Source organism: Rhizobium leguminosarum, assembly GCF_002953715.1.
GTDB classification, from domain to species: Bacteria; Pseudomonadota; Alphaproteobacteria; order Rhizobiales; family Rhizobiaceae; genus Rhizobium; species Rhizobium leguminosarum_V.
Map to the genome: position 1 here is coordinate 3,856,644 of NZ_CP025012.1, position 13,751 is coordinate 3,870,394.

Below are 13,751 nucleotides of genomic sequence, written 5' to 3' on the forward strand. Positions count from 1 at the left end.
GCATTACAGCGCCGCGCGTCTTTTCAGACGCGCAAAGGACGCTCTCACATTTTGAATTGCGACAGATGAAGATCGTCGCGCTGTTCTTTCCGAAAGCCTCGATCGGAACCTACCTCGTCGCCATGGCAGTGGCGATCGCACTGCCGATCTTCGCCTTCGTGGCGCTGCTTCTGCTACAGCTGGAGGACAACCAGCGTTCGACGCTGAAGCGCGAGACGGCACAGGATGCACTTGCCCTTTCACGCATTATCGACCGCCAGCTTCAGGACATGGCGACGACGCTTCGGCTGCTTTCGAGTTCGCCGGAACTTGAAAACGGCAATCTCGCCTCCTTCCACGAGCGCACGGAAACCGCCCTCAGAGACAATACGCTTTTCGTCATCGCCGTCGACCGCACCGGCCAGCAGCTGCTGAACACGCGCCGGGCGTTCGGCACGCCGCTCGGCAAGACGGCGAACATGACAGCCCTCGAAGCGGTCATGGCTTCCGGTCGCATCGAGGCATCAGACGTCTTTCGCGGCCGGACCAGCGGCGAATGGGTCTATAACGTCACCCTGCCCCGGAAGAATGATCCGGTCGCAGCCCTCATCATCACGCAGGACGCCAAGGATCTGCGCAAGCTCGTGACCACCGAGGGCCTTGCGCCCGGCTGGTCGGCCGCCGTCATCGATGAGAGCGGCCACGTCGTCGCGGCCACCGGCCCTGCCAACCTCGAACCCGGCACGCCCTTCGACCCGCGCATTCTGCCGGCGCTCACCGTGTCCCGCGGCGTCTTCCAGGACGAGACAATCCTGCCGCACATGCTCCTCGGTTATGCCCAGATTCCCGGTTGGTCGTGGAAGACGGTGATCTGGGGACCGATCGCCCAGGCGTCGATCCTCAGCACCTGGCGTTTCCTCATCATCGGCGGCGTGGCACTGGTGCTCGTCGCCGTGCTGGGCGCTTATGCCGTCGCAAGACAGGTGCGCACCACCATTCGCGATATCGCCGACATGGCGAACCGCATGGGCGAAGGCCATATCGTCTCGCCGGTCGAGACCAGCGTCATCGAGGCGAACCAGGTGGCGATTGCCCTTTCGAATGCCTCTTTCGATCGTAGCCAGACCGAGGACCGGCTGCGTTTCGTCATGCACGAGCTCGTCCACCGCACCAAGAATCTTCTGACGCTTGCCCAGGCAATGATGCGCCAGCTCGCCAAGCAGTCCGACAGCGTCGAGTCCTTCCGCGCCGCCGTCGCCGACCGCCTCGAGGGCCTGGTGCGTTCGATCGAGCTCCTGACCAGCGAACAATGGGGAGGCGTGTCGCTGCGGCGGGTCGTCGACATCCATCTGCAGGCCTTCCCGCAATCGTGCGAGCAGATCGCCATCAGCGGCAAAGACTTCGTGCTGAAGCCGGATGCCGTGCAGAATCTCGGCCTCGCCTTGCATGAACTCGCCACCAATTCAGTGAAATACGGTGCGCTTTCCGTACCGCAAGGCCGTGTCCGCTTCGAATGGCGCGACGTCAAGGAGGAAGGCAAGCCGGATGCCCTGCTCCGCTTCACCTGGGAGGAGCAAGGCGGCCCGCCGGTCACCGAGCAGCCATCGCGCTCGGGCTTCGGCACGACCGTTATCAAAGCCCATGCCGCCTCCGCCTTTCGCGGCACGGTTGAGATCGATTTTCGGTCCGAAGGCCTGTTATGGGTGCTGACGGCGCAACGCACCACGCTGGAGCGCGAATAACCGCCCGGAACAATCGCTACCTCCACTCGTTTCGGACAGGTCGTTCCAAAGGAGAAAGACCATGTTCAAGCAAACGATGATCGCAGCCGCGGCATTGACGGCCGCTGCCTGGGGTAGCCCGGCGGGCGCGGAAAACTATGTCACGCTTGGCCGTCTGGTCTGCGGATCGGATGGCGGCCAGGGTCTGATCGTCACCTCGCAGAAGAACCTCATCTGCACCTATACGCCGGCGGCCGGCGGCGCCAAGGCGGTCTATGCCGGCAAAATCGAGAAATTCGGCCTCGATATCGGCCAGACCGGCAAGAGCGTCATGATCTGGCAGGTGCTGGCAAAGACCGGCACGGATATTCCGCAATTCGCCCTTGCCGGCGAATATTACGGGATCGGCGCCGATGCGAGCATCGGCGCCGGCGCCGGCGCCAAGGTCATCGCCGGCGGCACCGACAAGGCCTTCATGCTGCAGCCGTTGAACGTCCAGGCTCAGGAAGGCCTGAACCTCGCGATCGGCGTCGAAAAGATGACGCTCGTGCCGGGGGAGACCTGACGAAAGCGCCCGGCCAGCCAAGGCAGACATCAGTGGCCTGTCACATGAATCAAACAGCCGCCCGAAAGGCGGCTGCTTGTGCGTCGATCAGTGCGCGATCGCCTTGTTGATATCCTCGGTCATCTTCTTCGCGTCACCGAGCAGCATCATCGTGCCGTCCTTGTAGAACAGCGTATTGTCGATGCCGGCATAACCCGAGCCGAGCGAGCGCTTGACGAAGAGGCAGGTCTTTGCCCGGTCGACGTCGAGGATCGGCATGCCGTAGATCGGCGAGGTCTTGTCGTCGCGCGCCGCCGGGTTGGTGACGTCGTTTGCGCCGATGACATAGGCGACGTCGGCCTGGGCGAATTCCGAATTGATATCCTCGAGCTCGAAAACCTCGTCATAGGGAACATTCGCTTCGGCGAGCAACACGTTCATGTGGCCGGGCATACGGCCTGCGACCGGGTGGATCGCATATTTCACCTCGACGCCGTTCTTCTTGAGATTGTCGGCAAGCTCGCGCAGCGCATGCTGGGCCTGGGCAACCGCCATGCCATATCCCGGCACGATGATAACCTTAGACGCGTTTGCCATCAGATAAGCCGCATCCTCGGCCGAGCCGAGCTTGACTGTCCTGTCTGATGTGTCAGGTCCGCCGGACGCCGTCTCACCGCCGAAACCACCGAGGATGACGGAGACGAAGGAACGGTTCATACCCTTGCACATGATGTAAGAGAGGATCGCGCCGGAAGAACCGACGAGCGCGCCGGTGATGATCAGCGCCAGATTGCCGAGCGTGAAGCCGATGCCGGCCGCGGCCCAGCCTGAATAGGAATTCAACATCGAGACGACGACCGGCATATCGGCCCCGCCGATCGGCACGATCAGCAGAACGCCGAGCGCCAGCGACAGCGCCACGACGGCCCAGAAATCGAAATGGCTTTCGGTGGCGGCAAGCCCGATGATGAAGAGTACGATCAGCACCAGCAGGCTCGCATTGATCACATGCCGGTAGGGCAGCAGGATCGGCTTGCCGGACATGCGTCCGTCAAGCTTCAGGAAAGCGATGATCGAGCCGGTGAAGGTCAGCGCTCCGATTGCCACGCCGAGCGCCATCTCGATGCGCGCCTCGGTGTGGATGTGGCCGATCTCGCCTATGCCGAAGGAAGCAGGCGTGTAGAGCGCGGAGGCCGCAACCAACACGGCGGCAAGGCCGACCAGCGAATGGAAACCCGCGACGAGCTGCGGCATCGAGGTCATGGGAATGGTGCGGGCGACATAGGCGCCGACGCTGCCACCGATGGCAAGGCCAAGGATGATCAGCACGAGACCGCCGAAATTCGGGGTCGCCAGCACCAGCGTCGTCAGGATCGCGATCCCCATGCCGATCATGCCATAGAGATTGCCCTTGCGGCTGGTGGCCGGATGCGACAGGCCGCGCAGCGCCAGGATGAAGAGCACGCCGGAGACGAGGTAGAGGAAGGCTGCGATATTGGTCATCAGTCCTCACCGGTCCTTCTTGCGGTACATCGAAAGCATCCGCTGCGTGACGAGGAAGCCGCCGAAGATGTTCACCGAGACGAGCACGAGAGCCACGAAGCCGAAACCGGTCGCAAGCCCGCTGGTCGAGATGCCGACCGCCAGGAGCGCGCCGACGACGATGACGGAGGAGATCGCATTGGTGACGGCCATCAGCGGCGTATGCAGCGCCGGCGTCACCGACCACACGACGTAATAGCCGACGAAGATCGACAATACGAAGATGGCGAGCTGAAAGACGAAGGGATCGATCGCCCCGCCGGTCGCAGCACTTGCCGCTTCCGGTGCCTGGGCCGCCGCCGTGATGACGGCGGTCACCGCCTGGTCGAGCTGCTCCAGCGCTCTGTCCATTGCTTCACTGGCCATCAGATGTCTCCCTTCTTCGCGCCGCCGAAGGCGGGATGAACCACGTCGCCGGCATAGGTCAGCATCGTCGCCTTGACCAGCTCGTCGTCGAGATTGACGACGACGCTCCGGGTTTCCTTGTTGACCATGGTCTCGAGGAAGGTGACGAGGTTCTTGGCGTAGAGCGCCGATGCGCTGGTCGCAACCCGGCCCGGCATGTTGGCGAAACCGATCACCCTGACGCCTTCGACATCGGCAATCTCGCCGGGGACGACGCCCTCGATATTGCCGCCGCGCTCGACCGCAAGGTCGACGGCGACCGCACCTGATTTCATCGAGGCGAGCATGGCGTGTGAAACGAGCCGCGGCGCCGCACGACCGGGGATCAGCGCGGTGGTGATGACGATATCTTGCTTGGTAATGTGTTCGGCAACCAGAGCCGCCTGCTTCGCCTGATAGTTGGCGGACATTTCCTTGGCATAGCCACCGGCCGTTTCCGCCGCCTTGAACTCCTCGTCCTCGACGGCGATGAACTTGGCGCCGAGCGAGGCGACCTGCTCCTTGGCGGCGGGGCGAACGTCGGTGGCCGAAACCGCCGCGCCGAGGCGGCGCGCGGTCGCGATCGCCTGAAGACCCGCGACACCGGCGCCCATGACGAAGACCTTGGCGGCCGGCACGGTGCCGGCCGCCGTCATCATCATCGGCATGGCGCGGTCATAAACCGCCGCTGCCTCGATGACGGCCTGGTAACCGGCAAGATTGGCCTGGGACGAAAGCACATCCATAGACTGGGCGCGGGTAATGCGCGGCATCAGTTCCATCGCAAAAGCCGAAAGCCCCGCGCTTGCCAAAGCGGCGATCGCTTCGTCATTGCCGTAGGGATCCATGATGGCGATGATCACCGCGCCGCTTTTATAGCCGGAGATTTCCGATCCGCTGGGCCGGCGCACCTTCAAGACCACGTCGGCGGAGGCTGCATCCGCAAAACTGCCGATTCGGGCACCCGCGGCCCCGAACTCCTCGTCCGGAATGCGCGAAGCTGCACCAGCACCGGCTTCGACGACGACGTCGAAGCCGAAACTCTTCATCTTCTTCACGGTCTCGGCGGAGGCGGCGACACGTGTCTCCTCCCCCGTAATTTCCCTTGCAACGAAAACGATATTGCCCAACTGCCCCCTCCTCCGGGTCAGCCAGACCGCCGCAGGCTCCCCTGCGCGGGCCAAGCATCTAATTCACAAAGCTTCGGAGAAGCTCTCCTCCCCTCAGAGCGCCGTGCGCTCTGACCCTCTGAATCCACGCGGTCAGCGGAACAGGAAGATGCCGGCGGCAAGAAGAATGATGAAGACGAAGAGGCCGCCGAGGAGGCCGGCGCCACCGAAGAAACCGGCGGTCATCGCAAGCAGGAGGACGATGAGAAGCATCGAGCCGTATTTCGCGCCGGCGATGAACATGTCGTAGGTCTTTTCATGTTCTTTGTAATCCATCGGCGCGCCGGTCTCGACCGGTCCGGTATGATGTTCGGCCATAAATATCGTCTCCCTGAAATGCCTCTGCGCTGCCTGATTCCCTCACCTGGGCGAGGGAAGTCCCTATGTGCAGGGATTACACAATGACAGGCGAAAGCGCAATGCATGAGAATGCCGCAGGCGCACGTGGCAACCGTCACCTCAAAGCCCCGGAACAGGCCCTGAAGGACGGCTGATTTTGCCTGCTTCCGTCGCCACGTCATCTCCCCCTCGGGGGCAAGGGCAGATCACAGCGGCAGATCGGTCCCGAGTTCGCCTGGCGGCACGAAACGCGCCGTCGGAATGATGGTGAGCGGCGGCAGGGTATCGTTGGGATTGCGCGAAAACATCATGCGCTGCTCGCTGGCACTGGAGATGAAGAAGGGATAGCGCGTCAGCAGCTTTCGTCCGACCTCGATCACATTCGTCGCCATCAGCGTCACGTCAACCCCGTAACTCTCCGCCAGTCGGCCGGGCACGATGGTATCGGCATAGAAGACCCGCTTGTAGAAGGCGGCATGCGGGGGCCGGACGGACTGAATAACGCGGTCAGCCCGGAAATACGCTGCCGCAACGATGGCGGGTCTCAGCGTCAGATAGGGAACCCACGGCAGATCGGCGGTGAGCTCCGGATCGGCCGCGAAACGCGCCGGATCGATCAAGGTCAGCCCGGCGTCCAAAAGCACATCCATCGCGTCGGGAAAGGCCTCTCCGGACCGGCTGATACGATGCTCCGGCGTCACATAGTGAATTCGGATCGTACTGACTAGTTCGCCATAATAATACAGACCGAAGATATAGGCATGGCTGTCGAAATCGACATCGTCCAATAGGCCTTCCGGGGCAAGCGACAGCGCGTCGTGGGCCTTGTAGGCCTTGTAGCGCAGCCGCTCCACGTCCTCCATGTCTTCGCTGCTTTCGACACGGCGATATTCGACGTGATCCAGAATTTCCAGGATTTTCCTGCTGAAATCGCTACGCGTAAAAAGTGTGTCTGACATTCTCTCGATCCGCTCGTTAACGGATCATTAATCATACGCCAGCGGCACGTAGGCAAGAAAATCTAAGAATTTGCGTTGAATTTAGATTATTAAGGTTAACGGGGCGCAAGATTTTCGGCTGGATAACCAGTCACTTGCAGGCGGCTCAGGCGACCTTGTTGCGGCGGCGCTGGACGGTGCGGCGGCCGATGCCCTCTTGCAGCAGCCTGATGTTCTGGGAAGGGACCGGCGGCGAGAAAACGTAGCCCTGTACCAGATCGGCACTGCGGTGCTTGTTGAGCAGCGTCAGCTGCTCCTCGGTCTCCACGCCCTCGATGACGATCTTGAGGCCCAGTTCGCGGGCGAGATTGACCGTGCCGCGCAAGAGCTTGAGGCGGCGCGCATCCTCGACGATGTTGCGCACGAAGGAGCGGTCGATCTTGACGATATCGAGCGGCAGCGTGTCGAGATAGCTGAGGCTGGAGAAGCCGGTGCCGAAATCGTCGATGGCGATGGTGATGCCGCGGGATCTGAGCTCCGCCAGGATGGCGCGCACGGCCGCCGGCTCGTCGATCAGGCAGCTCTCGGTGACTTCAAGATGCAGCCGCGCTGCGTCGAGGCCGGAATGGGCAAGCGCCTCGGCGACCACTGAGAGAATATCGGCATCGCGCAAGTCCCGCGCCGAGAGGTTGACCGAAACGGCGATATGCTCCGGCCAGTTCATGCATTCGCTGCACGCCTTGAACAGGACGAAACGGGTGATGTCGGAGATGATGCCCATATCTTCGGCGAGCCGGATGAAGACGTCGGGCGGGATCGAGCCCCTCTCCGGATGCACCCAGCGCGCCAAGGCCTCGGCGCACTCGATCCGCGAGCCGTCGGCCCGGAACATCGGCTGGAAGGCGAGATGCAGCGCCTGCGCCGAGACCGCCCCGCGCAGATCCGCCTTCAGCTTCTGCTGCTCGATATAGCGGCCATCCATCTCCCGCTCGAAGCCGGAAATGCCGCCCTTGAAGCGCGACTTGCTTTCGAACAGCGCCAGATCCGCCTTGACGCTCCATTCATCCATCGCAAACGCGGCACTTTCGAGAATCGCGTAACCGGCGCTGAGCGAAACGAGGAAAGTCAGTTCGTCGACCGCGTAATTGCCCTGGATTGCGGCGTGCACGCGGCGGATTTCGACGTCGAGCGACGCCGGTCCCTTCGCATGCGGGAAGAACAGGATGAACTGGTCTCCCATCAACCGGCCGAGGATGGCGTTGCCGGAGGCCTGCTTGATGCGGGCGGCGATGGCGCAGAGCAGGTGGTCGCCCGTAACGTGGCCGCGCATGTCGTTGACATGTTTGAATTCGTCGATATCGAGGACCATGAAGCCGAGCGGCCCGGACTTCCTTTGATGTTTGGCGAGATACTCCTGCACCAGCTGCCCGAAATATTCGCGGTTCGGCAGGCCGGTCAGCGCATCGAAGCGGACCATGTGCATGATCTTCTGCTCTGCCTTCACCCGGCTGGACACATCCTCGAAGATCAGCACGGCGCCGCCGTCGGCCCTTCGGCTGGCGGAAAATTCGAGCGACAGGCCCTCGGGGAAATGAATGAGCGTTCGCGACAGGTTGCCTTCGGCGACCTGGGTGAGCTGGCGCAGGATGAGCTCCGGCTGCGAGGCGTCCATGAAGCTGTAGCGCGCGCCATAGCGCAGCACGGCGCCAAGGTCGCGGTCCTTCAACCGATCCGGCGCACCGATCTTCAGAAGCTCGCAAGCCTTGCGATTGACAACCTGGATGCGGTTTTCGGCATCGACCATGACCAGGCCATGCGGCATGTTGTTGAGCGCCGTATCGAAACGGTCGGCGATGATGGTGATTTCCCGACGCGCAATGACGTTCTCGTAGAGAAACTCGCGCACGCCGTTCGCCATGGCCCGCGTCGTCAGCCAGAAAGGAATGAGTAAGATCGACAGCAGGCCGCGATAGAAATCCAGTGCTAGCAGGCTGCAGATGATCATCGGCAGGCAGCAGAAGAACGTCTGGAGGTCGACTGCGAAGCGCGAGCCGTAGTTGCGGCCGACGACGGAAACCATGGTCGCCATGGTGACGGAAATGCAGGCAAGCTCCGCAAAGGAATCGTGCACGACGAAGATGGCGTAGCCGCTGGCGATGCCGAGGAGCGCGGTGGTGCAGGCTCCACTGGCAACGAGAACCCACTCCCAACGCTCGATTCCGGCGTGCGAAAGGCTCTCCTTATCAACACGATCGAACTGCCGGAAGATAGCCATGCGAGCGCCGAAGACCAGAAGGAAGGCGACCGACAGCAGGATGTAGATGGAGTACTGCGTCTTGGCAGCCACCGCAAGGCACGTCGCAACATGCACAATCACGCCAACAAGAAGCGTCATGCGATTCCCGGAAAGGGAACTCACAAACGACAGATACACATCTATTGGGACCCTGTTCGGGTTATCTGGCTTCATCCACACTTTCCCTGTGCGCGGGAATTCTAAGCCCAACCCTTTAAAAATTGATTTCAATGGAATCAAACATTTGGTCAAATTTTCTAAAACCATAGGATGAACAGCACAGCCTACGCGCGCTAATGCAGCCTGTCGGCGAGATTATTGAAATAATTTATCCACGCCTGGGTTGTTGAAATATTTGACGGCCATACCGCCCGGCCGGTGCATCTAAGACTATACTCCAACGCCAGGCATTTATCCTTCCAATTTCAAAGGCTGTGGTCTACATCGATTGCAAGAGGGAAAAGCTGCCGGAAACCGGCAGGACAAGAACAAGGGGAGGCGAATGTCGGTACTTCTGGCAGCAAGCCGGCTGATCGATTCGATCAGTCAATTCATGGGCAAAATTTCCGAATATATGGTGCTGTTCTGCTGTCTGATCAGCGCCGGAAACGCCATCGTCCGCTATGCCTTCAACTACAGTTCGAACGGCTGGCTTGAGATCCAGTGGTATCTCTTCGCCTTCGTCGTCATGCTCGGCGCCTCGCATGCGCTGCGCAACAACGAGCATGTCCGCGTCGATCTGATCTATGGTTCGGTTTCCGACAGGGCGAAGATCTGGATCGACATTGTCGGCCTCATCCTCTTCCTCCTCCCCGTCTGCGTCTTCCTCACCTGGGTCTGCTGGCCGTTCTTTGCACTGTCCTACCGGCAAGGGGAAATATCGGGCAACGCCGGCGGGCTGATCCGCTGGCCCGTCAAGCTGATCCTCGTCGCCGGTTTCGCGTTGCTTTCCCTTCAGGGCGTTTCCGAACTGATCAAGCGGATCGCAGCCGTTACCGGCCATATCAGCATCGATACAAAATACGAAAAACCGCTGCAGTAGGGCGGGCTGGGAGAAACGGACTTGTTTGATTTCGGCATCATCCCGCCGGCCATGTTTCTGGGCATGGTCATCTTCATGCTCTACGGCTTTCCGGTCGCCTTTTCGCTCGCCGCCGTCGGCCTGTTCTTCGGCATTATCGGCATCGTCACTGGCCATTTCGGCGCGGTCTGGTTACAAGCGCTGCCGCCGCGCTTCTTCGGCATCCTTTCCAACGACCTCCTGCTCGCCATCCCCTTCTTCACCTTCATGGGCGCTGTGCTGGAGCGTTGCGGGCTAGCAGAGGACCTGCTCGAAGGCACCGGCAAACTCTTCGGTGGCATACCCGGGGGCCTCGCCTATGCCGTCATCCTCGTCGGCGCCGTGCTCGGCGCAATCACCGGCACGGTGGCGGCCTCCGTCATCACCATGGGGGTGATCTCGCTGCCGATCATGCTGCGCTATGGCTACAATCCGCGCCTTGCCACCGGCGTCATCGCCGCCTCGGGCACGATCACTCAGGTGATCCCGCCCTCGCTCGTGCTCGTCGTTCTTGCCGATCAGCTCGGCAAGTCGGTCGGTGACATGTATCTCGGCGCGATCGGCCCCTCGATCCTGCAGGTGACGATCTTCGTGCTCTTCATCCTGGTGTTGTCGATCGTCCGGCCGAAATCGATGCCGCCGCTGCCCAAGGAGGTGCGCGGCGACTTCAACTGGGCGCTGCTCGTGAAGGTGCTGATGGGCATGGTGCCCTCGATCGTGCTGATCTTCCTGGTGCTCGGCACGATCTTCATGGGCCTTGCGACGCCAACCGAAGCAGGCGCGCTCGGCGTCGTCGGCGCCATGCTGCTCGCCGCTATGAATCGCCGCCTCACCTGGCCGCTGATCCGCGAGGCCATGGCATCGACCACGCACATCACATCCATGGTGGTGATGATCCTGATCGGCTCCACCTGTTTCAGCCTGGTCTTCCAGGGCATGGACGGCTCGCGCTGGATCGAGCACATGCTGTCGGGCATTCCCGGCGGCCCGGTCGGCTTCCTGATCTTCGTCAACATCTTCATCTTCGTGCTCGCCTTCTTCCTCGATTTCTTCGAGATCGCCTTCATCGTCATCCCGATGCTCGCTCCCGTCGCCTCCAGTCTCGGCATCGACCTGATCTGGTTCGGCGTCCTGATCTGCGTCAACATGCAGACGAGCTTCATGCATCCGCCCTTCGGCTTCGCGCTCTTCTATCTGCGCTCGATCGCCAGCAAGGACGTCAAGACCTCGGATATTTACATGGGTGCGCTCCCCTGGGTCGGCATGCAGCTGATCCTGGTGGCGATCGTGATCTTCTGGCCGCAATCGGTAACCTATTGGCTGGATCACGGTCCGAAGGTCGACCCGAACTCGATCAAGATCGAAGTCCCGGGCTTCGGCGGCCAGCTCGGCCTGCCGCCGCTGGGCGGTGGCAATGGCTCACCGCAGATCCCCGGCCTGACCCTGCCGCCACTGAACGGCCTGCCGGGAGCACCGCCGCCACCGGCGAAATAGTCCAGCAAAAACAAAACCCCGGACGGAAATCCGGGGTTCTGGTATCGCATTCGTCTAAAGCGCCGAGTCTGCCGGCGGAAAGCCTTAAAGCTTCCCGGCCCGCTGCTGGATCATCATGAACGTATCGAAGGTGTACTCCGACAGCTGCATCCACAGATAGGCATCCCGCTTGAAGGCGGTCTGGTCGTCGTAGATCTTCTTGAAATACTGGTTCGTGCCCGAAATTTCGCTGTAGATGCCCGTCGCCGCCTGGAAGCAGGCTTCCATGATCTCCTGACTGAACGGGCGCAGCGTCGCACCTTCCGCGACCAGCTGCTTCAGCGCGGTCGGGTTCTTCGTGTCGTACTTCGCCAGCATGTTGGTGTTGGCGAAAGCGCAAGCGTCGGTCAGCGCTGCCTGATAATGCTTGGGCAGGCTGCTCCATTTTTCGAGATTGAAGAACCCGTGCACCGTCGGGCCACCTTCCCACCAGCCCGGATAATAGTAGTACTTCGCCACCTTGTGGAAGCCGAGCTTCAGGTCGTCATAGGGGCCGACGAATTCCGCCGCATCGATCGTGCCTTTTTCCAGCGCCGGATAGATGTCGCCGCCGGCGATCTGCTGCGGGATGACGCCGACCTTCTCCATGACGCGGCCGGCGAGACCGGCAATGCGCATCTTGACGCCCTTGAGGTCATCGAGCGTGTTGATTTCCTTGCGGAACCAGCCGCCCATCTGCGCACCGGTATTGCCTGCCGGCAGCGCATACATGCCCTGCGTGGCATAAAATTCGTTCATCAGTTTATTGCCGTTGCCTTCATAGTACCAGGCATTGGTCAGGCGGCTGTTCAGCCCGAACGGAATGGCCGTTCCGATGGCGTAAGTCGGGTCCTTGCCGACGAAATAATAGGAGGTGGTATGGGCTGCCTCGACCGTACCGGCGGCAACGGCATCGACAGCCTGCAAACCCGGCACGATTTCACCGGCCGCAAAGGGCTGGATCGTGAAATTGCCATCTGTCGCCGCGGCAACATGCTTGGCGATATCCTCGGCTCCGCCATAGATCGTATCCAAGCTCTTCGGAAACGACGATGTCAAGCGCCACGCGATCTTCGGATTCTCCTGCGCGATCGCAGGCGCTGCCAATGCCGTTGCGGCGACCGCACCGGCGCTGGCGGTTCCCGCCTTCTTGAAAAACGAACGACGATCCATCAAAAACCTCCCATATAGATGACACTGCGCGGCCAATCTCACCCCTACCCGCAGCAAGGGCAAAGCTAAGCATGGCGCAAGCCGCGATTCAAGCTTTAGTCTATTAGCCTTTGGCATCAAGACGGCAATAAGGCAACGCGCACGTATCCATCAGAATCAGCGGCTTAGCGGTAAACCGGAAAGGCAGGGCGCCGCTTCCGTCGCAATTTGGCCGCCTAATGCAGCCAAGCGTTGACTTGACGGCCGTTCAGGCGGAAGAAACGACGAGAATAAAGATTTTCACCGGGGCTGATATGACGAAACCGATCGTTGCCATTCCTGCCGATATCCGTAGCTTCGACGGCGCGACCTGGCATGCCGTGCAGCATCAATATCTGCGCGCCGCATTGAACGCATCCGGTGTCATGGCCTTCATCATCCCCGCTTTCGAGGAGGGCTACGATACCGACGCGATCCTCGACCGCGTCGACGGTCTGCTTGTCTCCGGTTCGGCCAGCAATGTTCATCCCTTGCTCTACGGTGCCGAGGCGAATGACAAGGACGGCCCCTTCGACCCCGCCCGCGACGCCACCAGCCTGCCGCTCATCCGCCGCGCCATCGACCGCGCCATCCCGCTGCTCGCCATCTGCCGCGGCATCCAGGAGCTGAATGTCGCCCTCGGCGGCTCGCTGGCAAGCGAGATTCAGGAGCAGCCCGGCATCTGGGACCATCGCCGGCCAGAAGGCGTCGACCGGGACGGCATGTACGCCATTCGCCAGACCGTCCACGTCAAGGAAGGTTCCTGCATCGCAGGCATTCTCGGTCCGGGCGAGATCCGCGTGAATTCCCTGCATCGCCAGGCGATCGCCAGAACCGCCCCACGCCTGCAGGTGGAAGCGATCGCCGAGGACGGCACGGTGGAGGCCGTTTCCGTTATCGACGCCAAGGCTTTCGCCGTCGGCGTGCAATGGCATCCGGAATATTGGGCTGAAACAGACAAGTCCTCGAACCAGCTGTTCGCCGCTTTCGGCGACGCCGTCCGCAGCTATGCCGCCGGCAAGCTGCCGGTTCTCCCGGCACAGGCGATCGCCTGATTCCAGGCGCCCGCGAAGCGC

General features: G+C 61.4%; 12 protein-coding genes. 5 read left to right on the forward strand and 7 right to left on the reverse strand.

Going from position 1 to position 13,751, the window contains the following annotated elements; all coding sequences use genetic code 11:
• Positions 1-65 precede the first annotated feature (65 nt).
• A complete protein-coding gene (locus CUJ84_RS19225; RefSeq protein ID WP_105007382.1) occupies positions 66-1,721 on the forward strand; it encodes a sensor histidine kinase in 1,656 nt (551 codons plus the stop codon).
• Positions 1,722-1,782: 61 nt separating this feature from the next.
• On the forward strand, positions 1,783-2,265 hold the full coding sequence (locus CUJ84_RS19230; protein ID WP_027682871.1) for a DUF992 domain-containing protein: 483 nt from the start codon (positions 1,783-1,785) through the stop codon (positions 2,263-2,265).
• Positions 2,266-2,352: 87 nt separating this feature from the next.
• Here CUJ84_RS19230 and CUJ84_RS19235 read toward each other — a convergent pair whose 3' ends face one another.
• From CUJ84_RS19235 to CUJ84_RS19260, 6 genes are all read right to left on the reverse strand, one after another.
• Positions 2,353-3,747 (reverse strand): NAD(P)(+) transhydrogenase (Re/Si-specific) subunit beta, encoded by a 1,395-nt coding sequence (locus CUJ84_RS19235; RefSeq protein WP_105007383.1) that lies wholly within the window; start codon positions 3,745-3,747, stop codon positions 2,353-2,355.
• Between the two features lie 6 nt (positions 3,748-3,753).
• Entirely contained in the window at positions 3,754-4,152 is a 399-nt protein-coding gene (locus CUJ84_RS19240) for a proton-translocating transhydrogenase family protein (protein ID WP_003542949.1), read from the reverse strand.
• Positions 4,152-5,300 carry a Re/Si-specific NAD(P)(+) transhydrogenase subunit alpha gene (locus CUJ84_RS19245; protein WP_105007384.1) on the reverse strand — a complete coding sequence of 383 codons (1,149 nt, stop codon included), beginning with the start codon at positions 5,298-5,300 and terminating at the stop codon, positions 4,152-4,154. Before CUJ84_RS19245 ends, CUJ84_RS19240 begins: the two co-directional genes overlap by 1 nt.
• A gap of 132 nt (positions 5,301-5,432) precedes the next feature.
• Positions 5,433-5,657 (reverse strand): aa3-type cytochrome c oxidase subunit IV, encoded by a 225-nt coding sequence (locus CUJ84_RS19250; RefSeq protein ID WP_018243586.1) that lies wholly within the window; start codon positions 5,655-5,657, stop codon positions 5,433-5,435.
• Between the two features lie 227 nt (positions 5,658-5,884).
• The gene (locus tag CUJ84_RS19255; protein WP_105007385.1) at positions 5,885-6,637 is read right to left on the reverse strand and encodes an N-acyl amino acid synthase FeeM domain-containing protein; all 753 of its coding nucleotides are present in this window, start codon (positions 6,635-6,637) and stop codon (positions 5,885-5,887) included.
• 145 nt (positions 6,638-6,782) lie between these two features.
• Positions 6,783-9,086 (reverse strand): putative bifunctional diguanylate cyclase/phosphodiesterase, encoded by a 2,304-nt coding sequence (locus CUJ84_RS19260; RefSeq protein WP_105007386.1) that lies wholly within the window; start codon positions 9,084-9,086, stop codon positions 6,783-6,785.
• A gap of 328 nt (positions 9,087-9,414) precedes the next feature.
• On the opposite strand from CUJ84_RS19260, the gene CUJ84_RS19265 reads away from it, so the two are divergent.
• On the forward strand, positions 9,415-9,954 hold the full coding sequence (locus CUJ84_RS19265) for a TRAP transporter small permease subunit (RefSeq protein ID WP_105007387.1): 540 nt from the start codon (positions 9,415-9,417) through the stop codon (positions 9,952-9,954).
• 21 nt (positions 9,955-9,975) lie between these two features.
• The gene (locus tag CUJ84_RS19270; protein ID WP_027682864.1) at positions 9,976-11,466 is read left to right on the forward strand and encodes a TRAP transporter large permease; all 1,491 of its coding nucleotides are present in this window, start codon (positions 9,976-9,978) and stop codon (positions 11,464-11,466) included.
• Positions 11,467-11,550: 84 nt separating this feature from the next.
• Here the strand turns inward: CUJ84_RS19270 and CUJ84_RS19275 are convergent, their stop codons facing one another.
• Positions 11,551-12,657, reverse strand: a complete 1,107-nt coding sequence (locus tag CUJ84_RS19275; protein ID WP_018072760.1) for a TRAP transporter substrate-binding protein — start codon at positions 12,655-12,657, stop codon at positions 11,551-11,553.
• 293 nt (positions 12,658-12,950) lie between these two features.
• Here CUJ84_RS19275 and CUJ84_RS19280 point away from each other — a divergent pair, with 293 nt between their 5' ends.
• Positions 12,951-13,730 (forward strand): gamma-glutamyl-gamma-aminobutyrate hydrolase family protein, encoded by a 780-nt coding sequence (locus tag CUJ84_RS19280; RefSeq protein ID WP_105008246.1) that lies wholly within the window; start codon positions 12,951-12,953, stop codon positions 13,728-13,730.
• The last annotated feature ends 21 nt before the right edge of the window (positions 13,731-13,751 follow it).